Source organism: Streptomyces sp. NPDC007084 (genome assembly GCF_040703595.1).
GTDB lineage: Bacteria > Actinomycetota > Actinomycetes > Streptomycetales > Streptomycetaceae > Streptomyces.
The window spans coordinates 57,145-77,504 of sequence record NZ_JBEYFY010000014.1; the positions used below are offsets into that span (position 1 = coordinate 57,145).

Annotated in this window: 21 protein-coding genes and 5 tRNA genes; 19 read left to right on the plus strand and 7 right to left on the minus strand. The window is 71.3% G+C overall.

Going from position 1 to position 20,360, the window contains the following annotated elements:
• Positions 1 to 463 precede the first annotated feature (463 nt).
• From AB0912_RS14660 to AB0912_RS14700, 9 genes are all read left to right on the plus strand, one after another.
• On the plus strand, positions 464 to 652 hold the full coding sequence (locus AB0912_RS14660) for a hypothetical protein (protein ID WP_366699437.1): 189 nt from the start codon (positions 464 to 466) through the stop codon (positions 650 to 652).
• 181 nt (positions 653 to 833) lie between these two features.
• On the plus strand, positions 834 to 1,610 hold the full coding sequence (locus tag AB0912_RS14665) for a fumarylacetoacetate hydrolase family protein (RefSeq protein WP_366699439.1): 777 nt from the start codon (positions 834 to 836) through the stop codon (positions 1,608 to 1,610).
• Positions 1,603 to 3,120 carry a glutamate--tRNA ligase gene (gene gltX / locus AB0912_RS14670; RefSeq protein ID WP_366699441.1) on the plus strand — a complete coding sequence of 506 codons (1,518 nt, stop codon included), beginning with the start codon at positions 1,603 to 1,605 and terminating at the stop codon, positions 3,118 to 3,120. The genes AB0912_RS14665 and gltX overlap by 8 nt, the downstream gene beginning before the upstream one ends.
• 381 nt (positions 3,121 to 3,501) lie before the next feature.
• Positions 3,502 to 4,239: an HAD family hydrolase gene (locus AB0912_RS14675; RefSeq protein ID WP_366699443.1), complete on the plus strand. Its 738-nt coding sequence runs from the start codon at positions 3,502 to 3,504 to the stop codon at positions 4,237 to 4,239.
• 89 nt (positions 4,240 to 4,328) lie between these two features.
• Positions 4,329 to 4,400: transfer RNA gene (locus AB0912_RS14680), tRNA-Gln, on the plus strand.
• A 43-nt stretch (positions 4,401 to 4,443) separates the two neighbouring features.
• A tRNA-Glu gene (locus AB0912_RS14685) sits at positions 4,444 to 4,516 on the plus strand.
• Between the two features lie 62 nt (positions 4,517 to 4,578).
• Positions 4,579 to 4,651, plus strand: a tRNA-Glu gene (locus AB0912_RS14690).
• A 16-nt stretch (positions 4,652 to 4,667) separates the two neighbouring features.
• A tRNA-Gln gene (locus tag AB0912_RS14695) sits at positions 4,668 to 4,739 on the plus strand.
• 29 nt (positions 4,740 to 4,768) lie between these two features.
• A tRNA-Glu gene (locus AB0912_RS14700) sits at positions 4,769 to 4,841 on the plus strand.
• Between the two features lie 228 nt (positions 4,842 to 5,069).
• On the opposite strand, the gene ndgR is transcribed toward AB0912_RS14700, so the two are convergent.
• Complete coding sequence (gene ndgR / locus AB0912_RS14705) at positions 5,070 to 5,786, minus strand: IclR family transcriptional regulator NdgR (RefSeq protein WP_028806673.1); 717 nt, start codon at positions 5,784 to 5,786, stop codon at positions 5,070 to 5,072.
• Between the two features lie 190 nt (positions 5,787 to 5,976).
• Between ndgR and leuC the strand changes: the two genes are divergently transcribed.
• The 4 genes from leuC to AB0912_RS14725 all read left to right on the plus strand — a co-directional run bounded on the left by leuC (position 5,977) and on the right by AB0912_RS14725 (position 9,338).
• Positions 5,977 to 7,401, plus strand: coding sequence for a 3-isopropylmalate dehydratase large subunit (leuC, locus tag AB0912_RS14710; protein WP_366699445.1), 1,425 nt, complete (start codon positions 5,977 to 5,979; stop codon positions 7,399 to 7,401).
• Positions 7,402 to 7,406: 5 nt separating this feature from the next.
• Complete coding sequence (gene leuD / locus AB0912_RS14715) at positions 7,407 to 8,000, plus strand: 3-isopropylmalate dehydratase small subunit (RefSeq protein WP_366699447.1); 594 nt, start codon at positions 7,407 to 7,409, stop codon at positions 7,998 to 8,000.
• A 312-nt stretch (positions 8,001 to 8,312) separates the two neighbouring features.
• A complete protein-coding gene (locus tag AB0912_RS14720) occupies positions 8,313 to 8,543 on the plus strand; it encodes a hypothetical protein (RefSeq protein ID WP_366699449.1) in 231 nt (76 codons plus the stop codon).
• 138 nt (positions 8,544 to 8,681) lie between these two features.
• A complete protein-coding gene (locus AB0912_RS14725) occupies positions 8,682 to 9,338 on the plus strand; it encodes an HU family DNA-binding protein (protein ID WP_366699451.1) in 657 nt (218 codons plus the stop codon).
• A 186-nt stretch (positions 9,339 to 9,524) separates the two neighbouring features.
• On the opposite strand, the gene AB0912_RS14730 is transcribed toward AB0912_RS14725, so the two are convergent.
• Together AB0912_RS14730 and cofC are read right to left on the minus strand one after the other, a co-directional pair.
• Complete coding sequence (locus AB0912_RS14730; protein WP_366699453.1) at positions 9,525 to 9,728, minus strand: hypothetical protein; 204 nt, start codon at positions 9,726 to 9,728, stop codon at positions 9,525 to 9,527.
• A gap of 47 nt (positions 9,729 to 9,775) precedes the next feature.
• Positions 9,776 to 10,414, minus strand: coding sequence for a 2-phospho-L-lactate guanylyltransferase (gene cofC / locus AB0912_RS14735; protein ID WP_366699455.1), 639 nt, complete (start codon positions 10,412 to 10,414; stop codon positions 9,776 to 9,778).
• Positions 10,415 to 10,558: 144 nt separating this feature from the next.
• Here cofC and AB0912_RS14740 point away from each other — a divergent pair, with 144 nt between their 5' ends.
• From AB0912_RS14740 to AB0912_RS14750, 3 genes are all read left to right on the plus strand, one after another.
• Positions 10,559 to 11,329 (plus strand): lysophospholipid acyltransferase family protein, encoded by a 771-nt coding sequence (locus tag AB0912_RS14740; RefSeq protein WP_366699457.1) that lies wholly within the window; start codon positions 10,559 to 10,561, stop codon positions 11,327 to 11,329.
• Entirely contained in the window at positions 11,326 to 12,336 is a 1,011-nt protein-coding gene (locus AB0912_RS14745) for an NAD(P)H-dependent glycerol-3-phosphate dehydrogenase (protein WP_366699459.1), read from the plus strand. Before AB0912_RS14740 ends, AB0912_RS14745 begins: the two co-directional genes overlap by 4 nt.
• Positions 12,337 to 12,453: 117 nt before the next feature.
• Entirely contained in the window at positions 12,454 to 13,611 is a 1,158-nt protein-coding gene (locus tag AB0912_RS14750) for a D-alanine--D-alanine ligase family protein (RefSeq protein ID WP_366699461.1), read from the plus strand.
• A gap of 51 nt (positions 13,612 to 13,662) precedes the next feature.
• Here AB0912_RS14750 and AB0912_RS14755 read toward each other — a convergent pair whose 3' ends face one another.
• Positions 13,663 to 14,178: a DUF3515 domain-containing protein gene (locus AB0912_RS14755; protein ID WP_366699463.1), complete on the minus strand. Its 516-nt coding sequence runs from the start codon at positions 14,176 to 14,178 to the stop codon at positions 13,663 to 13,665.
• A gap of 20 nt (positions 14,179 to 14,198) precedes the next feature.
• Positions 14,199 to 14,432 (minus strand): Lrp/AsnC ligand binding domain-containing protein, encoded by a 234-nt coding sequence (locus AB0912_RS14760; protein WP_037625030.1) that lies wholly within the window; start codon positions 14,430 to 14,432, stop codon positions 14,199 to 14,201.
• Between the two features lie 206 nt (positions 14,433 to 14,638).
• On the opposite strand from AB0912_RS14760, the gene AB0912_RS14765 reads away from it, so the two are divergent.
• Positions 14,639 to 15,604 (plus strand): thiamine-phosphate kinase, encoded by a 966-nt coding sequence (locus tag AB0912_RS14765; RefSeq protein WP_366699465.1) that lies wholly within the window; start codon positions 14,639 to 14,641, stop codon positions 15,602 to 15,604.
• Positions 15,605 to 15,746: 142 nt separating this feature from the next.
• On the opposite strand, the gene rpmB is transcribed toward AB0912_RS14765, so the two are convergent.
• Complete coding sequence (rpmB, locus tag AB0912_RS14770; RefSeq protein WP_004924906.1) at positions 15,747 to 15,932, minus strand: 50S ribosomal protein L28; 186 nt, start codon at positions 15,930 to 15,932, stop codon at positions 15,747 to 15,749.
• A 258-nt stretch (positions 15,933 to 16,190) separates the two neighbouring features.
• On the opposite strand from rpmB, the gene AB0912_RS14775 reads away from it, so the two are divergent.
• Positions 16,191 to 17,993: a DAK2 domain-containing protein gene (locus AB0912_RS14775; protein ID WP_366699467.1), complete on the plus strand. Its 1,803-nt coding sequence runs from the start codon at positions 16,191 to 16,193 to the stop codon at positions 17,991 to 17,993.
• Positions 17,994 to 18,084: 91 nt separating this feature from the next.
• Here AB0912_RS14775 and AB0912_RS14780 read toward each other — a convergent pair whose 3' ends face one another.
• The gene (locus AB0912_RS14780; protein WP_366699581.1) at positions 18,085 to 19,125 is read right to left on the minus strand and encodes a DMT family transporter; all 1,041 of its coding nucleotides are present in this window, start codon (positions 19,123 to 19,125) and stop codon (positions 18,085 to 18,087) included.
• Between the two features lie 94 nt (positions 19,126 to 19,219).
• Here AB0912_RS14780 and AB0912_RS14785 point away from each other — a divergent pair, with 94 nt between their 5' ends.
• Positions 19,220 to 20,143, plus strand: coding sequence for a LysR family transcriptional regulator (locus AB0912_RS14785; protein ID WP_366699469.1), 924 nt, complete (start codon positions 19,220 to 19,222; stop codon positions 20,141 to 20,143).
• Positions 20,144 to 20,360 lie beyond the last annotated feature (217 nt).

Below are 20,360 nucleotides of genomic sequence, written 5' to 3' on the forward strand. Positions count from 1 at the left end.
CTCGGCGCTGCGTTGCGCCCCTGCGCGCCGGTTCGTATCCCGCGGCGGTCCGTGGAATTCCAGCACAGTGCAGGATCTCCAACAAGGGCCGAGTACCAGGCTGTGACCTCCGTGACAGCACGTGAGGGGCGCGTCACGAGATGTGCAAAGTGATCTCGTACATACCGGGCGTATGCCTACGAGCCACTGGTGCGCACCCCCTGTCCCAGTCGCCATGATCAGGAGCGGAATGATTGCTTCAGTGGAGCAATGTCCGTTTGGTCGGCTGGAGTTGGGGGTCGGAATTGACCGCTTTGCCCCTGCGTGAGTGAGCAAACTCACACTACGATCATGGCGTCTTCACGTCTTCGCCCGGGAATTGCATGTTTAGCCTGACGCTTTACAGGGATGGCGAATCCGACAACCCGCGCCTATCCGGGGCTCTTCGCCCCCGGCGCCCAGGACGACAAGGTCGAGTACAACGGTGAAGACGACGATGATGTTCCGCAACATTGCCAACCCGCGACGCACCACGCTGGCGCACCTCGACGACGCCGGCGCCCTCGGGACCGCGGAGCAGCCGGAGCACTCCCTCGACCTTCCCGGCCAGACCGCCAACCCGCGCCGCACCATCCTCATGGAGGTCCCGGTCTCCGCGACCGCCGCGGAGTGAACCGGAGCGCCACCGGGTGGGCGCCGATGCGTGAGCGCCGCCGGGTGAGCGCGGGCGCCGCCGAGTGAACCGCCCGGCTTGCCGCGACCGCCCCGGCGGCCGTGCGCGAGGCCCGCACCCCTTGCCGCGTTAGCCTGGAGCGTCAGACTCCAGCCAGCTCAGTGAGGGGCGCAAGGATCCCGTGCGCATCGCCAGATTCTCCATCGACGGCAACGTCGCTTTCGGCGCGGTCGAGGGCGACAGGCCGGACGAGCTCGTCCTCGACATCATCAAGGGCATCCCGTTCGCGGACTTCGAGCTCTCCGGCACGAAGGTCCCGCTGAGCAAGGTGCGCCTGCTGCCGCCGGTGCTCCCGAACAAGGTCGTGGCCTTCGGCCGCAACTACGCGGAGCACGCCGAGGAGCTGGACAACGAGGTGCCCGACGCCCCGTTCGCCTTCTTCAAGCCGTCCACCTCGGTGATCGGCCCCGGCGACCCGGTCCAGTACCCCTCCTTCACCAGCGACCTGCACCACGAGGCGGAGCTGGCCGTGGTGATCGGCCGGATGTGCCGCGAGGTCCCCCGCGAGCGCGTCAAGGACGTCATCCTCGGCTACACCTGCGCCAACGACGTCACCGCGCGCGACGTCCAGAAGCGCGAGAAGCAGTGGGCCCGGGCCAAGGGCTTCGACAGCTCCTGCCCGCTCGGCCCCTGGGTGGAGACGGACCTCGACCCCGCCGACCTGACCATCCAGTGCACGGTCAACGGGCAGCAGCGCCAGCTCGGCCGCACCAGCGAGATGATCCACTCCGTCGAGGACCTGATCGTCAACATCACCGAGGCCATGACCCTGCTCCCGGGCGACGTCATCCTCACGGGCACCCCGGCCGGGGTCGGCCCCCTGAACGTCGGCGACGAGGTCGCCGTCGCCATCGAAGGCATCGGCACTCTCACCAACAAGGTGATCAAGCGTGGCTAACGCGATTTCCCCCCAGTCCTCGACTCCGCTCGGACAGGGGGTGCCCCCACGCGTACGTTTCTGTCCGTCCCCGACCGGCAACCCCCACGTGGGCCTGGTCCGCACCGCCCTGTTCAACTGGGCGTTCGCCCGGCACAACCAGGGCACCCTGGTCTTCCGCATCGAGGACACCGACGCGGCCCGCGACTCCGAGGAGTCGTACCAGCAGCTCCTCGACTCGATGCGCTGGCTGGGCTTCGACTGGGACGAGGGCCCCGAGATCGGCGGTCCGCACGCGCCCTACCGCCAGTCGCAGCGCATGGACATCTACCGTGACGTCGCCGCCAGGCTGCTGGAGGCCGGGCACGCCTACCCCTGCTACTGCTCCACCGAGGAACTGGACGCCCGCCGCGACGCCGCCCGCGCCGCCGGCAAGCCGTCCGGTTACGACGGCCACTGCCGCGACCTCTCCGCCGAGCGGAAGGCCGCCTACGAGGCCGAGGGCCGCACGCCGATCATCCGCTTCCGGATGCCCGACGAGCCGATCACCTTCGACGACCTGGTCCGCGGCGAGATCACCTACCTCCCGGAGAACGTGCCGGACTTCGGCATCGTCCGGGCGAACGGCGCCCCGCTGTACACGCTGGTCAACCCGGTCGACGACGCCCTGATGGAGATCACCCACGTCCTGCGCGGCGAGGACCTGCTCTCCTCCACCCCCCGGCAGATCGCCCTCTACAAGGCGCTCACCGAGCTGGGCATCGCCAAGAGCACCCCCGCCTTCGGACACCTCCCGTACGTCATGGGCGAGGGCAACAAGAAGCTCTCCAAGCGCGACCCGGAGTCCTCGCTCAACCTCTACCGCGAGCGCGGCTTCCTCCCCGAGGGCCTGCTGAACTACCTCTCCCTGCTCGGCTGGTCGCTCTCGGCGGACCGCGACATCTTCTCCGTGGAGGAGATGGTCGCCGCCTTCGACGTCACGGACGTCAACCCGAACCCGGCTCGCTTCGACCTCAAGAAGTGCGAGGCGATCAACGCCGACCACATCCGGCTGCTCGACGTCAAGGACTTCACCGAGCGCTGCGCCCCCTGGCTGCGCGCCCCCTTCGCCCCCTGGGCGCCGGAGGACTTCGACGAGGCCAAGTGGCAGGCGATCGCCCCGCACGCCCAGTCGCGGATGAAGGTCCTCTCCGAGATCACCGACAACGTCGACTTCCTGTTCCTGCCGGAGCCGGCCGTCGACGAGGCGTCCTGGACGAAGGCCATGAAGGAGGGCAGCGACGCCCTGCTCCGCACGGCCCGCGAGAAGCTCGACGCGGCCGACTGGTCCTCCCCGGAGTCCCTCAAGGAGGCCGTCCTGGCCGCCGGCGAGGAGCACGGCCTCAAGCTCGGCAAGGCCCAGGCGCCGGTCCGTGTCGCCGTGACCGGCCGCACGGTCGGCCTGCCGCTCTTCGAGTCCCTGGAGATCCTCGGCAAGGAGAAGACGCTGGCCCGCGTCGACGCGGCCCTGGAGCGCCTCGCCGCCGCCTAGGGCGTGTCGTTTGGATCATGTGGCGGGTCGCGGGGCAGGGCACGCACTCCCCCAAGCTCTTCGAGCAGGGGGTACCCCCAGCGGCGTTGTCGTCGGTTGCCGACGCTCCGCGTCGTCGCCCTCCTCCGCCTTGCAGCTGCACGCACCCTGCCCCGCTCGGCCCAGCCGACAAGGCGCCGCACTCCGGCGCCACCTGATCCAAACGACACGCCCTAGTCACCGGCTGTACGCGCGGTGGAGGGGCGGTGTCCAACCGGGCACCGCCCCTTTGCCGTACGCCGGCCAACCCCCGCGCCCGCCACCCCCGTCGGACACCCCCACGAGGAACCGCACCACGGCGACCGAAGGACAGCCGGCCGGTCACGGCGCTACGGTCGGGGCATGGGCATCGACGCCGTGGTCTGGGACATCGACGACACGCTCTTCGACTACACCGCCGCCGACCGGGCCGGCATGCGCGACCACCTGGCCGCCGAGGGCCTGCTCGACGGGCACGCCTCCGTCGAGCACGCCCTCGCCCGCTGGCGCGAGGTCACCGACGCGCAGTGGGCACGGTTCTCGGCGGGCGAGACGGACTGGCAGGGCCAGCGCCGGGACCGCGTCCGGGTCTTCCTGGGGGAGGAGCGGCTGAGCGACGCCGACGCCGACGCGTGGTTCGACCGCTACATCACCCACTACGAGACCGCCTGGGCGCTGTTCCCCGACGTCCTGCCGGTCCTCGACAGCCTCGTGACCAGCCACCGGCACGCGGTCCTGTCCAACTCCAGCCTGCTCGTACAGGACCGCAAGCTGCGCGTCCTCGGGGTGCGCGACCGCTTCGAGGCGATCCTGTGCGCCGCGGAACTCGGCGTCTCCAAGCCCGCCGCGGAGGCCTTCCACGCGGCCTGCGAGGCCCTTGGCCTGCCGCCGCACCGGGTCGCCTACGTGGGCGATCACCCGGAGATCGACGGCCGGGGCGCCGCCGAGGCGGGCCTGCTCTCCGTGTGGATCGACCGTGACGGCGCCCACAGCGCCGCCGGCGGTCCGCCGACCGGCCCGCACCGCATCGCCTCGCTGGCCGAACTCCCGGCGCTGCTCGGCGCCGATACCCGTTTTGGAGCGCCGTCCACCTTCGGGTAATGTTCTTCCTGCGCCGCCGAGAACGGGCCGAAAGGCCGGAGTTCGGAGGCGCTAGCTAAGACAAGATCCCGCAGGGGATTGCGTCTCAGTGGCCTATGGTGTAATTGGCAGCACGACGGTTTCTGGTTCCGTTAGTCTAGGTTCGAGTCCTGGTAGGCCAGCTCGCAGAGCTCATCTGCACACCGCGGAGACCAGCTCCGCAAAGCCCCCGTTGTGTAGCGGCCTAGCACGCTGCCCTCTCAAGGCAGTAGCGCCGGTTCGAATCCGGTCGGGGGTACAGATCCTTCCCAGGGGGACAGTCCGGGTCGCACCCACTGACTCCCATGCAGGATCGCTAGGGCCCCCGTTGTGTAGCGGCCTAGCACGCCGCCCTCTCAAGGCGGTAGCGCCGGTTCGAATCCGGTCGGGGGTACTGGTCTAAACCACCATGGGCTATGGTGTAATTGGCAACACTACGGTTTCTGGTACCGTCATTCTAGGTTCGAGTCCTGGTAGCCCAGCTCGGATCTGCGGAAACGCAAGATCCAAGGCCCCCGTTGTGTAGCGGCCTAGCACGCCGCCCTCTCAAGGCGGTAGCGCCGGTTCGAATCCGGTCGGGGGTACGTGTTCGAAAGGGTCTCCACTCCGGTGGGGGCCCTTTCGGCGTTCCCAAAGTCCTCTGTCACTCCCGGCCGTTCCCGTACGGGGCCGACGGTGTCGCCAACTCGGCGCGCGAAGAGGTGAGTTCGGTGCTCCGGGGCGGGCCTGCCGCGGCGTTGGGGCCGGCCCGTCCCGTGCGCGAGAACGTAAGACGAGGAATGTGAAGCGGGAGAGTGGGGGAGCGGGGGCGGTCAGCCCGTGCGGCGCAGGGCCTCGGAGAGGCGGCCCGCCGCGTCGATGACCGCCTGGGCGTGCATCCGGCCCGGGTGACGGGTCAGGCGCTCGATCGGCCCGGAGACCGAGACGGCGGCGACCACGCGGTTCGAGGGGCCGCGCACCGGCGCGGAGACCGAGGCCACACCCGGCTCGCGCTCGCCGATCGACTGGGCCCAGCCCCGGCGCCGCACCCCCGACAGGGCGGTCGCGGTGAAGCGGGCGCCCTGCAGACCGCGGTGCAGCCGCTCCGGCTCCTCCCACGCCATCAGGATCTGCGCGGACGAACCGGCCTTCATGGTGAGCGTGGAGCCCACCGGAACCGTGTCCCGCAGACCCGACAGGCGCTCGGCCGCGGCGACGCAGATCCGCATGTCTCCCTGCCGGCGGTAGAGCTGGGCGCTCTCGCCGGTGATGTCCCGCAGATGCGTGAGCACCGGCCCCGCCGTGGCGAGCAGGCGGTCCTCGCCGGCGGCCGCGGCCAGCTCGGCGAGGCGGGGGCCGAGGATGAACCGGCCCTGCATGTCACGCGCCACCATGCGGTGGTGTTCGAGTGCCACGGCGAGGCGATGTGCCGTGGGCCGTGCCAGTCCGGTCGCCGCGACCAGGCCCGCGAGGGTGGCCGGACCGGACTCCAGAGCGCTCAGGACAAGGGCTGCCTTGTCCAGAACGCCGACGCCGCTACTGTTGTCCATGAAACGATACTCGCGTCTCACTCTGTGAAACGCAAGTTCAATTTCCGGTGGAACGCGCCACCCTTGTAGACACAGCGGCCCGCCGACCAACGGGCCCGGCGGACGACGTCCGGACGAGGGGTACGAACGTCTGCCGCCTCGGAAATCTCTAGTTGGGCCGGCGCCACACAGGCCGGCCGGAGGGAAAGCGATGGGTAGGACACTCGCGGAGAAGGTCTGGGACGACCATGTCGTCCGGCGCGCCGAGGGCGAGCCCGACCTCCTCTTCATCGATCTGCACCTGCTGCACGAGGTGACCAGCCCGCAGGCCTTCGACGGTCTGCGCCAGGCCGGGCGCCCGGTGCGGCGGCTCGACCTCACCATCGCCACCGAGGACCACAACACCCCGACCCTCGACATCGACAAGCCCATCGCCGACCCGGTCTCCCGGGTCCAGCTCGAGACGCTGCGCAAGAACGCGGCCGAGTTCGGGGTGCGGCTGCACTCCCTGGGCGACGTCGAGCAGGGCGTGGTGCACGTGGTGGGCCCGCAGCTCGGCCTGACCCAGCCCGGCACCACCGTGGTCTGCGGCGACTCGCACACCTCCACGCACGGAGCCTTCGGCGCGCTCGCGTTCGGCATCGGCACCTCGCAGGTCGAGCACGTGCTGGCCACCCAGACGCTGCCGCTGGCCCGCCCGAAGACCATGGCCATCACGGTCGACGGCGAACTGCCCGACGGCGTCACCGCCAAGGACCTCATCCTCGCGATCATCGCCCGGATCGGCACCGGCGGCGGCCAGGGCTACATCCTGGAATACCGCGGCTCCGCCATCGAGAAGCTCTCGATGGAAGCCCGCATGACCATCTGCAACATGTCGATCGAGGCCGGCGCCCGCGCGGGCATGATCGCCCCCGACGAGACCACCTTCGCCTACCTCAAAGGCCGTGCGCACGCCCCCGAGGGCGAGGACTGGGACGCCGCCGTCGCGTACTGGAAGACCCTCAAGTCCGACGACGACGCCACCTTCGACGCGGAGGTCGTCATCGACGCCGCCGCGCTGGCGCCGTTCGTCACCTGGGGCACCAACCCCGGCCAGGGCGCGCCCCTTTCGGCCCAGGTCCCCGACCCGGCTTCGTACGAAGACGCTTCGGAGCGCCTGGCCGCCGAAAAGGCCCTGGAATACATGGGGTTGACCGCCGGGCAGCCGCTGCGCGACATCAAGGTCGACACCGTCTTCGTAGGTTCGTGCACCAACGGCCGTATCGAGGACCTGCGCGCCGCCGCCTCGATCGTCGAGGGCCGCAAAGTCGCCGACGGCGTACGGATGCTGGTCGTCCCCGGCTCCGCGCGGGTCGGTCTGCAGGCCGTCTCCGAGGGCCTGGACGTGGTCTTCAAGGAGGCCGGCGCCGAATGGCGGCACGCGGGCTGCTCGATGTGTCTGGGCATGAACCCCGACCAGCTCGCCCCCGGTGAGCGCTCCGCGTCCACCTCGAACCGCAACTTCGAGGGCAGGCAGGGCAAGGGCGGCCGTACGCACCTCGTATCGCCGCAGGTGGCGGCCGCGACCGCGGTCCTCGGCCACCTGGCCTCGCCGGCCGATCTGTCCGACGCCCCCGTGCCCGCTGGAGTCTGAGAGCCATGGAAGCATTCACCACGCACACCGGCCGGGCCGTCCCGCTGCGCCGCAGCAACGTGGACACCGACCAGATCATCCCCGCCCACTGGCTCAAGAAGGTGACCAGGGACGGCTTCGAGGACGGTCTCTTCGAGGCCTGGCGCAAGGACCCGTCCTTCGTCCTCAACCAGCCCGAGCGCGCGGGCGCCACGGTCCTGGTGGCGGGCCCCGACTTCGGCACCGGCTCCTCCCGCGAGCACGCCGTGTGGGCCTTGCAGAACTACGGCTTCAAGGCCGTGATCTCCTCCCGCTTCGCGGACATCTTCCGGGGCAACTCGCTCAAGAACGGCCTGCTCACGGTGGTTCTGGAGCAGAAGACCGTGGACGCGCTCCAGGAGCTGACCGAGCGGGACCCGCAGGCCGAGATCACCGTCGACCTGGAGTCCCGCGAGGTGCGCGCCGAGGGCATCACCGCCGCCTTCGACCTCGACGAGAACGCCCGCTGGCGGCTGCTGAACGGGCTGGACGACATCTCCATCACCCTGCAGAACGAGGGCGACATCGCCGCCTACGAGGCCAAGCGGCCCTCGCACAAGCCGAAGACGCTCCAGGTCTGACCCGACAGCCGCTTCGGGCCGGACCCGGCTCCGGCCGCGAGAGCACCTTCGCGATCTGAGCAAGGCTGATTTCGGCCACCCGCAACACCCCTCTGTACCCCCAATCGTGGACGGTTGGGGGTACGGCTGTTTCCGCCCCCGAAGGCCCCCGCGCACCCCCGTGACACCTGTCAACTCCCCTGGTTACAAGGGAATTTGAGGGGGTACGCGCAGAGTGCCACAGCATCCGGCCGACGTCGCCAGGAGGCCCTCGGGAGGCGGCAGTTACCCCCTGCGCAGGCGACAACTCGCCCCAGATGGCACAATCTGTGCATGGAACACGACGGCCAACTCCAGCTCTACTCGGCAGTCGCGGCCCAACTCAAGGAAGCGCACACAACAGTGCGCGCACTGCAAGTCCCGGAGGGCGTACGGATGGCGCTGACCCGGAAGCTGCTGGTCATTACGGCCGTGGCCAAGCACGATCTCGCCGACGCGACAAGGCGGCTGGAGCGGTTCACCAAGGACCTCGACGAGGGCCGATTCCTCGAAGGGGAACGCTGAGGAACTCCGCTGCGGCCCGAGTTCGTTGCGGCACAAGGGTGATTAGCCCGTTTCGTGTTTGATTTGCGGTATATATCTGCCTAACGTGCGAAAAAGCTTGAACGCATTCGTTCGGGCAATGTCTCCGAAGGGGAAGACGTGAACAAGGCGCAGCTCGTAGAAGCGATTGCCGACAAGGTCGGTGGCCGTCAGCAGGCCGCCGACGCGGTCGACGCGGTACTGGACGCGGTCGTCCGTGCGGTCGTCGGCGGGGACCGGGTCTCGGTCACCGGCTTCGGTTCCTTCGAGAAGGTCGACCGTCCGGCTCGTTACGCCCGCAACCCGCAGACGGGTGAGCGGGTCCGGGTCAAGAAGACCTCCGTGCCGCGCTTCCGCGCGGGCCAGGGCTTCAAGGACCTCGTGAGCGGCTCGAAGAAGCTCCCGAAGAACGACGTCGCGGTCAAGAAGGCCCCGAAGGGCAGCCTGTCCGGCGGCGCTTCGGCGACGGTGAAGAAGGCCGCGGCCAAGAAGGCCACGACGGCCAAGAAGGCGACGGCCCGCAAGGCCACCACCGCCAAGAAGGCGACCGCGAAGAAGACCACCGCGGCGGCCGCGAAGAAGACCACGGCGACGGCGAAGAAGACGACCGCCAAGAAGACCACGGCCACCGCCAAGAAGGCCGCGGCGAAGAAGACCACCGCCAAGAAGGCGACCGCCAAGAAGGCCCCGGCGAAGAAGGCGACGGCCAAGAAGGCCCCCGCCAAGAAGTCGGCGGCCCGCAAGACCACCACCGCCAAGAAGGCCACCGCCCGCTAGAAGCAGGGCGCCGGGGTACCTCACGCGCCGGGCCGGGCTCCCCTCGGGAGCCCGGCCCGCGGCGTGTTCAAAGCCCGGGCGGACGGGCTGTCCGGAGCCCCGGCGGACGGGCTGTCCGGAGCCCCGGCGGACGGCGTGTTCGGAGGCCCGGCGGACGGTCTGTTCAAGGCCTGTGCGGACGCGTGGTCAGAACGTCTGCAGGGTGATCAGCGTGATCCGGCGGTCCGCGCCCTCGCCCTCGGTCTCGATCCGCACCCGCTGTCCCGGCCGCAGCAGCCGCAGACCGCCGGCGTCGAACGCCGCCCCGTCGAAGGGCACCGGAGTGCCGTCGTCGAGCAGCACCTGTCCGCTGCGGGTCTCGGGGTCGTACGTGTACGAGGTCGCCTGCATGACGGCAGCCTAGTGACCCCGGCCCGCCCCGCACGGCCCCGGACGGCCTAGGCCTCCGGAATCAGCAGCCGGGCCGCCGCCGTGAGTGTCCGGGGCCCCACCCCGAGCGTCAGCGCCGCCCGCAGATCGTCCCCGGTGTCCACGTCCTGCCGAACGGAATCCACCGCGTCGAGCCCGAGTTCCGCGGCGCCCGAGGCGCGATGCCGGGCCCGGGAATCCGTACCGAAAGCCGGGAGCAATTCGGCGCCGGGAGAAGCGGCCAGGAGTGTGGTGCCGATTGCGGCCGCGTCGGGCAGAAAAGCGCGGGGGAATTCGGCGGCCGCGCGCAGAACCCGGGCCAATTCAGCGGGGCGCAAGGCGGGCAGATCGGCGTTCAGGGCCGCGACGGCGCTTCCGGGTTCCCGGGACCGTACGACGTCCGCGCCGTGCGCCAGTGCCGCGTTCAGACCGCCTCCCGGCTCGTCCGCGACGATGCGCGCGCCCAGCGCGGCCAGCTCGCGTCCGGCCAGCGGATCGCCCGTGACGACCGCCACATCCCCGACCGCCTCGCAGGCCAGCGCCGCCGCCACGGTGTCCTGCGCGAACGCCAGCGCGAGAGCCGGGCGCAGTCCCGCGGAGGCGGTGTCCGCGAGCCTGCTCTTGGCCCGCGCCAGGGGCTTGAGGGGAATGACCACAGTCCACCGCACGACGGCTCCGCCCTTACTCGTCACGCCTTATTGTGACCCGCCAGCCCTGGCGGTCCGGACGCCGGGGCGTACGGTGTTCTCGACAGACAGGCGGCCTGGGGCGACACTTGTGCGGCCCCCCAGGCCTTAGAGGAAGGTGTCCGCGTGCCCCGCCGCAGAATCGGCTTCTGGTACCGCTTGGCCGCGGTTCTCTGCAAACCGCCGCTGGTGGTTCTGATCAAGCGGGACTGGCGCGGAATGGAGAACATTCCGGCCGAGGGCGGATTTATCACCGCGGTGAACCACAATTCGCATGTGGACCCGTTCGCGTACGCGCACTATCAGTACAACACCGGGCGTGTTCCGCGGTTCCTGGCGAAGGCCGGCCTTTTCCGGAAGGGATTCGTCGGCGCCGCGATGCGCGGCACCGGACAGATCCCCGTCTACCGCGAGAGCACCGACGCGCTGAGCGCCTTCCGCGCCGCCATCGACGCCGTGGACCGCGGTGAGTGCGTCGCCTTCTATCCCGAGGGCACCCTCACCCGTGACCCCGACGGCTGGCCGATGACCGGCAAGACCGGTGCGGCCCGGGTCGCCCTGCAGACCAAGTGCCCGGTGATCCCGGTCGCCCAGTGGGGCGCCAACGAACTGCTGCCGCCCTACGCCAAGAAGCCCAACATCCTTCCGCGCAAGACCCACCACGTGCTCGCGGGCCCGCCGGTGGACCTCTCGCGCTTCTACGACAAGGAGATGAGCCCGGACCTCCTCAAGGAGGCCACCGAGGTCATCATGGCCGCCATCACCGCGCAGCTCGAGCTGATCCGCGGCGAGAAGGCGCCCGAGAAGGTGTACGACCCGCGCGAGGTGCGTATCGCGCAGCGCCGCAGGGCCGCGGCTCGGGCGAAAGCACAGCAGGAAGAGGGGCAGGGCACGTGAGCAACCCGGTCAGGGCGGCCGTCTTCGGGACCGGATCGTGGGGCACGGCCTTCGGGATGGTGCTGGCCGACGCAGGGTGCGACGTCACCCTGTGGGCCCGCCGCCCCGAACTCGCCGAAGCGGTCAACTCCACGCGGATGAACCCGGACTACCTCCCGGGCATCGAACTCCCGGAGAACCTGCGGGCCACCGCCGACCCGGCCGAGGCGGCGCGCGGCGCCGACTTCACCGTGCTCGCCGTGCCGTCCCAGACCCTGCGCGCCAACCTCGCCGAGTGGGTGCCGCTGCTCGCCCCCGGCACCGTGCTCGTCTCCCTGATGAAGGGCGTCGAACTCGGCACGGTGAAGCGGATGAGCGAGGTCATCGAGGAGGTCGCCAAGGTCTCCCCGGACCGGGTCGCCGTCGTCTCCGGACCCAACCTCGCCAAGGAGATCGCCCAGCGCATGCCCGCCGCGGCGGTCGTCGCCTGCCGTGACGAGTCGGTCGCCCGCAGGCTCCAGGCCGCCTGCCACACCCCGTACTTCCGCCCCTACACGATCACCGACGTCGTGGGGTGCGAACTCGGCGGCGCGGTGAAGAACGTGATCGGCCTCGCGGTCGGTATCGCCGACGGCATGGGACTCGGTGACAACGCCAAGGGCTCGCTCATCACCCGCGGTCTCGCCGAGACGACCCGCCTCGGACTCGTCATGGGCGCCGACCCGATGACGTTCTCCGGCCTCGCCGGCCTCGGCGACCTCGCCGCGACCTGCTCCTCGCCGCTCTCCCGCAACCACACCTTCGGCCTCAACCTCGGCCGGGGGATGACCTTGCAGGAGAGCATCGCGGTCACCCGGCAGACCGCCGAGGGCGTCAAGTCCTGTGAGTCCGTGCTGGATCTGGCGCGCCGGCACGGCGTCGACATGCCCATCACGGAGACCGTCGTCGGCATCGTCCACGAGGGCAAGCCGCCGGTGGTCGCCCTCAAGGAGCTGATGTCGCGCAGCGCCAAGCCCGAACGGCGCTGAACGGACCCCGCCGTACCGCCGGGCGGGCGACGCTCCGCGACGGCCGGTACGACGCTGAGCAACGGCCGCCGTGGGGCGCTGACTCACCGCCCTACCACCGGGTACTCTCAACGCGATATGAGCACCGAGAACCTCCCCCAGAGCCCTGAGCAGCCGCAGCGCAAGCCGCGCGTGGCTGTCGTCTTCGGCGGCCGCAGCTCCGAACACGGGATCTCCGTGGTCACGGCCGGCGCCGTCCTCAGCGCCATCGACCGGACCAAGTACGACGTCCTGCCGATCGGCATCACCCAGGACGGCCGGTGGGCGCTCACCGCTGACGACCCGGCGCGCATGGCGATCGTCGACCGCGAGCAGCCGAGCGTCGAGCAGATCGCCGAGTCCACGGAGGGCGGCGTGGTGCTCCCCGTCGACCCCTCCAGCCGCGAGGTCGTCTACACCGAACCCGGCTCGGTCCCCAAGGCGCTCGGCGAGGTCGACGTCGTCTTCCCGGTGCTGCACGGCCCGTACGGCGAGGACGGCACCCTGCAAGGACTCCTGGAGCTGTCCGGCGTCCCCTACGTCGGCTCGGGTGTGCTGGCCTCGGCCGTCGGCCAGGACAAGGACTACATGAAGCGGGTGTTCACCTCGTTCGGCCTCAAGGTGGGCCCCTACGTGGTGATCCGGCCCCGCGAGTGGGAGCAGGACGAGTCCGCCGCCCGCAAGAAGATCGTCGACTTCGCGGGTGAGCACGGCTGGCCGCTGTTCGTGAAGCCCGCGCGCGCGGGTTCCTCGTTCGGCATCACCAAGGTCGACGACCTCGCCGGGCTCGACGAGGCGATCGCGGAAGCCCAGCGGCACGACCCGAAGATCATCGTGGAGGCGCTGCTGACCGGCCGCGAGATCGAGTGCGGGGTGCTGGAGTTCGAGGACGGGCCGCGCGCCTCGGTGCCCGCCGAGATCCCGCCCGTGCAGTCGCACGCCTTCTACGACTTCGAGGCCAAGTACATCGACTCGGCCGACGGGATCGTGCCCGCGCCGCTCACCGAGGAGCAGACCGCCGAGGTCCGCCGGCTCGCCGTCGAGGCCTTCGAGGCCGCCTCCTGCGAGGGCCTGGTCCGCGCGGACTTCTTCCTCACCGATGACGGCGAGTTCGTGATCAACGAGATCAACACCATGCCGGGCTTCACGCCGATCTCCATGTACCCGCGGATGTGGCGGGAGACGGGCGTGAGCTACGCGGAGCTGGTCGACCGGCTCGTCCAGGCGGCGCTGCGCCGCTCGACGGGTCTGCGCTGAGCCTTCCGCCGCGCCGGGGGGCCTGCCAGGGAACCGCTGTGTCAGCCGTTGTCAGTCGGCGATCCCTTTGGGGATCGCCTTCTTGACGCCGGCCGCGAGCCCGACCAGGACGCCGGAGACGTCGTCGCCCTCCGGGACCGTGACCTCGACGTACGCCTCGCGCAGGGCGGTGGTGAGGCGGGTGGACCCGTCGTCCTGTTTCTCCATCAGCCAGTCCACGCCGTTCACGCCGCCGCCGACCGCCTTCGGGTCGTCGCCCGCGGCCACCTTCGGATCGGTCATCTTCGCAGGCCGTTCGACCCCGCAGCGCAGTATGATCGCCGTCGCCGGGCTTCCCCAGGCCGCGGTCAGCGCGGACCGGGGCTCCGGGTCCTCACGGCGGTGGCCGTCCAGTGTCCGCGGCAGCACCGTCTCCAGCTTCCGGCACAGCTCGGCGGCTTTCGCCCCCGGGTTCGGAACCGCGACGGACGTGCTGTCGTCGCTTGAGAAGCAGCCCGTGACCGCGGTCAGAACCGCGATGACGGGCAGCCCGAGGAGAGCGGCGTGCCGGGGACGGAAGAAGGTCACCGGCCAAGGGTAGACGGGGGCTACAGGTGCACGACCGGGCAGGTCAGGGTGCGGGTGATGCCGTCCACTTGCTGGACCTTGGCGACCACCATGCGGCCGAGTTCGTCCACGGTGTCGGCCTGGGCCCGCACGATCACGTCGTACGGTCCTGTCACGTCCTCGGCCTGGATCACCCCCGGGATCTTGCCGATCGTCTCGGCGACGGTCGACGCTTTGCCGACCTCCGTCTGGATCAGGATGTACGCCTGTACCACGGAACCTCCAGGGCGGCCACGAGGATCATGTGGGGAAAAGGAACGCCACGGTATCGCGTCGTCGCTCGCCGCGGGGAGACCCGCGGTGACTGGGGCCCCCGCGCCGGGGAGCGGGGACGGCACAGGTTGACGGTCCATTCGACCGTACCGACTACGGACACCGCTCGCGACCGGGCACGAGCAGCGACAGAGGGAGCACGACGATCATGAAGGGCACCGTGGGCGAGTTGGGGGAGTTCGGGCTCATCCGAGAGCTCACCTCGCGTCTCACCACCACCCCGGCGGTCCGGGTCGGCCCCGGCGACGACGCCGCGGTGGTGGCAGCGCCGGACCGCAGGGTCGTGGCGAGCACCGACATCCTCCTGGAGGGACGGCACTTCCGCCGCGACTGGTCCACGGCCTACGACGTCGGCCGCAAGGCCGCCGCGCAGAACCTCGCGGACATCGCCGCGATGGGCGCCGTGCCGACCGCGCTGCTGCTCGGCCTGGTCGTGCCCGCCGAACTCCCGGCCACCTGGCCGTCCGAGCTGATGGACGGCCTGCGCGACGAGTGCCAGGTGGCGGGCGCGGCCGTGGTCGGCGGCGATGTCGTACGGGGCGACACCATCACCGTGGCGATCACCGCGCTCGGCGATCTGCGCAACCACGAGCCGGTCACCCGGGCCGGCGCCCAGCCCGGTGACGTGGTGGCGGTGACGGGCTGGCTCGGCTGGTCGGCGGCCGGCTTCGCGGTGCTCTCCCGGGGCTTCCGTTCGCCGCGCGCGTTCGTCGAGGCCCACCGCCGCCCCGAACCGCCGTACCACGCGGGTCCCGCGGCGGCCGGGCTCGGCGCGACCTCGATGACGGACGTGAGCGACGGGCTGATCGCGGACCTCGGGCACATCGCCGAGGCGAGCAAGGTGCGCATCGACGTCCGCTCCGGGGACATCGACGTGCCGTCCCAGATGAACGACATCGGGCAGGCCGTCGGCGTCGATCCCATGCAGTGGGTGCTGAGCGGCGGCGAGGACCACGCGATCGTCGCCACGTTCCCGCCGGACGTGAAGCTGCCCGCCCGCTGGAAGGTGATCGGCGAGGTCCTCAACCCGTCGGCGCTGCCCCAGGTCACCGTGGACGGCGCCCCCTGGACGAACAAGGGCGGCTGGGACCACTTCGGGGACATCGAGTCCTGAGGGCGCGGAACGCGCCGCGGTGGACGTCCTCGGACGCGCACCGCGGCGCGTTCCGCGCTTCCCGGGCAGCAAAAAACCCGCCCACCGTGAGGTGGACGGGCTCAGTGCAAGCGAACCAGCAGTGGCCGCGCGCTAGCGGTTGTCAGCGCGAGACCTTGCCGGCCTTGATGCACGAGGTGCAAGCGTTCACGCGCTTCGGCGTCCCGCCCACCACGGTACGGACGCGCTGGATGTTGGGGTTCCAGCGACGGGGCGTACGGCGGTGCGAGTGCGAGATGTTGTTGCCGAAGCCCGGCCCCTTGCCGCAGACGTCGCAGTTGGCAGCCACGGGTCACTCCAAAGACTTCAGATGCACTTACGGTTGATCCCGGCATGCCGAGATCAGGATCCAGGATCTGAGTGGCGGTGCCAGGGGGATGGCCCGAGTGGATCGGGCAACTGGAGCAGCATACAACGACTGCGTCCGGAGAACGAAACTACCATGGCTCGGCCGACCCCCCGCCCGCGTCCCGCCGGGCCCCCTACCGGCAGTAACCCTTGCTGGGTCTACGCTGCGTCCCACGTCCAGCAGCTCAAGGAGGCACAGGTGCCGCAGGGACCGCGGACATTCGATGCCCTCGCGGTACGCACCTGGTGCGGGCTCGCGCTCCAGGCCCTCGGCCGCGCGCGCGAGGAGATCGACGCGATCAACGTCTACCCGGTGGCCGACGGGGACACCGGCACCAACCTGTATCTGACCGTGGAGTCGGCCGCCGCCGCCGTCGAGGCGGTGTTCGCGGGCCACGCGATGGCCGCCGCCTCCGCGCCGCCGTCCCTCGCCGACGCCGTACGGGCCATGGCGCACGGCGCGCTGATCGGCGCCCGGGGCAACTCCGGGACGATCCTCGCGCAACTGCTGCGGGGCATGGCGCAGGTCCTCGCCGCCGACGGTGAGACGGCCCACACCGACGGCCCGGGGCTGCGGCTGGCCCTCCGGCACGCGGCCGAGTCCGCCCGCCGGGCCGTCGCCCACCCCGTGGAGGGCACCGTCCTGACCGTCGCGACGGCCGCCGCCGAGGCGGCCCGCGATGTCGAGGGGGACTGCGGCAGCGTCGCGCGGGCGGCCTACGAGGGGGCGCGCGTCGCGCTCACCGCGACGACCGGGCAGCTCGCCGTCCTGGAGCGGGCCAAAGTGGTCGACGCGGGCGGCCGGGGACTGGTCGCGGTCCTCGGGGCGCTGGTGCAGACGTTCACCGGGGAGGTCCCGAAGCAGGACAGCGGGAGCGCAGCCCCTGCCCGCTCGCACGCGGAGCAGCCTCCGCGCCCTGTACTGGATGGGGCACCGCTCGCCCCTGCCCGCTCGCACGCGGAGCAGCCGGCGGACGGGCCGGAGACCCCCGCCGGCGCCGAGGGGGCGGACGCGGCCGAGGGGGCGGACGCGGCCGATCCGGAGGCCGCCTGCGGTGACGGGGCTCCCGGCGAGAGCGGCCCCGCCTTCGAGGTGATCTACCTCCTGGAGGCGGAGGACGCCGCCGTGGACCGGCTGCGCGAGCGGCTCGACGGGCTCGGCGACTCCCTTGTGGTGGTCGGCGGCGACGGGCTGTGGAACGTCCATGTGCACGTCGACGACGCCGGTGCCGCCGTCGAGGCGGGCGTCGAGGCCGGCCGGCCGCACCGTATCCGCATCACCCACTTCGGGCTCGGCGACGTGCACGCCGGGGGAGCGGGACGGCCGCCCCGGGAACGGGCCCAGCGCGCCGTCGTGGCCGTCGTACCCGGTGAGGGGCTGGCCGGGCTGTACACGGAGGCCGGGGCGACCACCGTGCTCGCCCGGCCCGGGGAGCCGCCCGCCAGCGGTGAACTCGTCCAGGCGGTACGGCGGGCCCACGCGCGCGAGGTGGTGCTGCTGCCCAACGACGCCGATCTGCGCCACACCGCCGCCGCTGCCGCCGAACAGGCCCGCGCCGAAGGGGTCAGGGTCGCGCTGATCCCGACCCGCTCCGCCGTGCAGGGCATCGCCGCGCTCGCCGTGCACGAACCGGAACGCCGCTTCGACGAGGACGTCGTCGCCATGACGTCGGCCGCGGGCGCCACCCGCTACGCCGAAGTCGCCGTCGCCGAACGGCAGTCCTGGACCATGGCGGGCATCTGCCAGGCCGGGGACGTGCTCGGGCTCATCGACGGTGACGTCGCCGTCATCGGGGCGGACGTGACGACCACGGCCGAGACCGTCCTCGACCGCATGCTGGCGGCCGGCGGCGAACTGGTCACCCTGGTCCTCGGCGACGAGACCCCCGACGATGTCGCCGGGCGCCTCGAAGCCCGGGTGCGGGAGGCGTACCTGGCCGTGGACACCGTGGTGTACCGGGGCGGTCGGCAGGGGGCGTTGCTGCTCATCGGGGTCGAATAGGCGGGCGGGGAGGCGCTGTTGCGGGGCCGGTGGGGGAGTGGTGGGGCGGGTTGCGCGAGCCGCGGGACGGTCGGGCGGGGTGTAGGGCCGGTCAGGCGGCCGTCCGTTCTGCCGGTTCCTTCGGGGGGTCCTCGGGTTCCCTGGGTTCGTTCAATTCCTTCGGTTCGTTCGGTTCCGGCTGTTCCGGCTGTTCCGGCTGTTCCGGCTGTTCCGGCTGTTCCGGCGTACCGGGGCGGGGGGTGGGCGCGGGTGTTCCGGTCCGGGAGGCGCGTTCCACGGCCTGCCCCCAGTAGGTGCCGGTGACCATCAGTACGGCCCCGAGCGCGGTGAGCGCGGTGAGGTGTTCGCCGCCCAGGGAGATGCCGACGGCGACGGCCCACACCGGTTCCGTGCCCAGCAGCAGACTGGCCCGGCTCGCCGAGCCGCGCTGCACCGCCCAGGTCTGGGCGAGGAACGCGAACACGCTGCAGAACAGGGCGAGATAGAGAAGCTGCGCCCACCCCGCCGCGTCGACTGCGCCGAGCCTCGGCAGGCTGCCCGCGACGGGCACCAAGAACAGGGCGGTGCCGACGACCGTCTGAACCGCCGTGATCTGCAAGGGCCTTACCGTCCGGCGCGAGGTGAGCCGCCCCACGAGGGCCACGTGCCCGGCGCGGACCAGGGCCGCCGCGAGCATCAACAGGTCGCCCCCGCGCGGCTCGTGGAAACCATTGCCCGACACCAGGAGCCCGACGGCCAGCAGACACACGCCCGTCGCGGCGAAGTAGCGCGGGGGCAGTCCGGTCCCGCCCGCCGAGCGGTCGAGGAACGGGGTGAGCACCACGGTGAGGCTGATGATCAGGCCCGCGTTGGCCGCGCTGGTGTGGGCGACGCCGTACGTCTCCAGGACCAGGATCGCGGCCTGCGTGACCCCGAGCACCGACCCGATCCGCAGCTCGTCACGGGTGGGACGGCCGTCCCGTCTCCGGGCGGCGACCACCAGGAGACAGGCGGCGGCCGAGATGCCGTAACGCGCGAACAGGACGAGCAGGACGGGGAGCGCCGATGTGGCGGTCTTCGCGGCCAGATAGCTGGAACCCCAGACGGCGGCGACAAGGAGGAGCACTGCGTCAGTGCTGCGGACTCGGGACACGCCCTCACGCTCCCGCAGCGCGACCCTGAAGCCCAGAGCCACCTTCTTCAAGGACCTTGAAGCATCACTACATAAATGTGCCTACACTGCGCGGATGAACGAGCGGCAGCTACGGATCTTGCGGGAACTCGGGGAACTGGGCAGCGTCACCGCCGTGGCCGAGGCGCTGCTGATGACGCCCTCGGCGATCTCCCAGCACCTGCGGCTGCTGCAACGCACGATCCCGGTCCCGCTCACCGAGCGCGACGGGCGGCGGCTGGTGCTCACGGACGCGGGGCGCGCGCTGGCCGGCGCGGCGATCGAGGTCGAGACCGCGCTCGCCCGGGCCCGGCACGCCGTCGACGACTTCGTGGACGAACCGGCGGGGCAGGTGTCGGTGGCGGCCTTCCACAGCGCGGGCTCCGCCTTCTTCCCCGTGCTGCTGCGCGGGCGGGCCGCGGAGGCGCCACGGCTCTCGTTCGCCGACGAGGACGTGGAGCAGGACCAGTTCCCCCGGCTCACCCGCGACTACGACCTCGTCCTCGCCCACCATCTCGGGCAGACGCCGCCCTGGCCGCGTACGGTCACCGCGACCACGCTGCTGCGCGAACCGCTCGACGTCGCCCTGCCGGCCGACGATCCGCTGGCCCGCCGGGAGCATCTGACCCCGCAGGACGTCGCGGGGCGCCCCTGGATCACCGTGCACGACGGCTTTCCGCTGATGGCGACCATCGAGGCCATCGCGACCGCCGCGAACCGGCGGCTCGACATCGTGCACCGCGTCAACGAGTTCGCGGTCGTCGCGGAGACGGTAGCCGCGGGCGGCGGCCTCGCGCTGATGCCCCGCTGGACCAGCCGCCCGCACCCCGCCCTGGTCCTGCGCCCGCTGAGCGGCGTCCACGCGATCCGCCGGATCGACGTCCTCCACCGCCCCGAACGCGCGGCCCGCAAGGCGGTCCGCACGGTACTCGCCGAACTGCGGGACGCGGCGAAGACGATCCGTGAGGGTGATGGCTCGGACGGGGGGCGGGAGGACTGAGGGCGGGGGACTGACGGGAGGACGGGGGGCGGGGGACTGAGGGGAGTGCCCAGGGGCCGGCTGGCTTGGGGGCCGTCCAGGGGCGGGCGGTACCAGGGCGCGCCCCGAGCCCCCGCGAGTGGTTGGGGGAGGGGGCCGGCTCGCGCTGTGGGCGTGACCGCTGAGGGGCGCGACCGCTGACGGGGGTGGCCGTTGCCGGGCGTGCCCGGTGAGGGCG

Bases quoted from the DNA above. Each gene is read 5' to 3' on its own strand.
- AB0912_RS14675 (WP_366699443.1), top strand. From the start codon at position 3,502: ATGGGCATCGACGCCGTGGTCTGGGACATCGACGACACGCTCTTCGAC.
- ndgR (WP_028806673.1), bottom strand. From the start codon at position 5,786: ATGGACAACAGTAGCGGCGTCGGCGTTCTGGACAAGGCAGCCCTTGTC.
- leuC (WP_366699445.1), top strand. From the start codon at position 5,977: ATGGGTAGGACACTCGCGGAGAAGGTCTGGGACGACCATGTCGTCCGG.
- leuD (WP_366699447.1), top strand. From the start codon at position 7,407: ATGGAAGCATTCACCACGCACACCGGCCGGGCCGTCCCGCTGCGCCGC.
- AB0912_RS14720 (WP_366699449.1), top strand. From the start codon at position 8,313: ATGGAACACGACGGCCAACTCCAGCTCTACTCGGCAGTCGCGGCCCAA.
- AB0912_RS14730 (WP_366699453.1), bottom strand. From the start codon at position 9,728: ATGCAGGCGACCTCGTACACGTACGACCCCGAGACCCGCAGCGGACAG.
- AB0912_RS14750 (WP_366699461.1), top strand. From the start codon at position 12,454: ATGAGCACCGAGAACCTCCCCCAGAGCCCTGAGCAGCCGCAGCGCAAG.
- AB0912_RS14765 (WP_366699465.1), top strand. From the start codon at position 14,639: ATGAAGGGCACCGTGGGCGAGTTGGGGGAGTTCGGGCTCATCCGAGAG.
- AB0912_RS14785 (WP_366699469.1), top strand. From the start codon at position 19,220: ATGAACGAGCGGCAGCTACGGATCTTGCGGGAACTCGGGGAACTGGGC.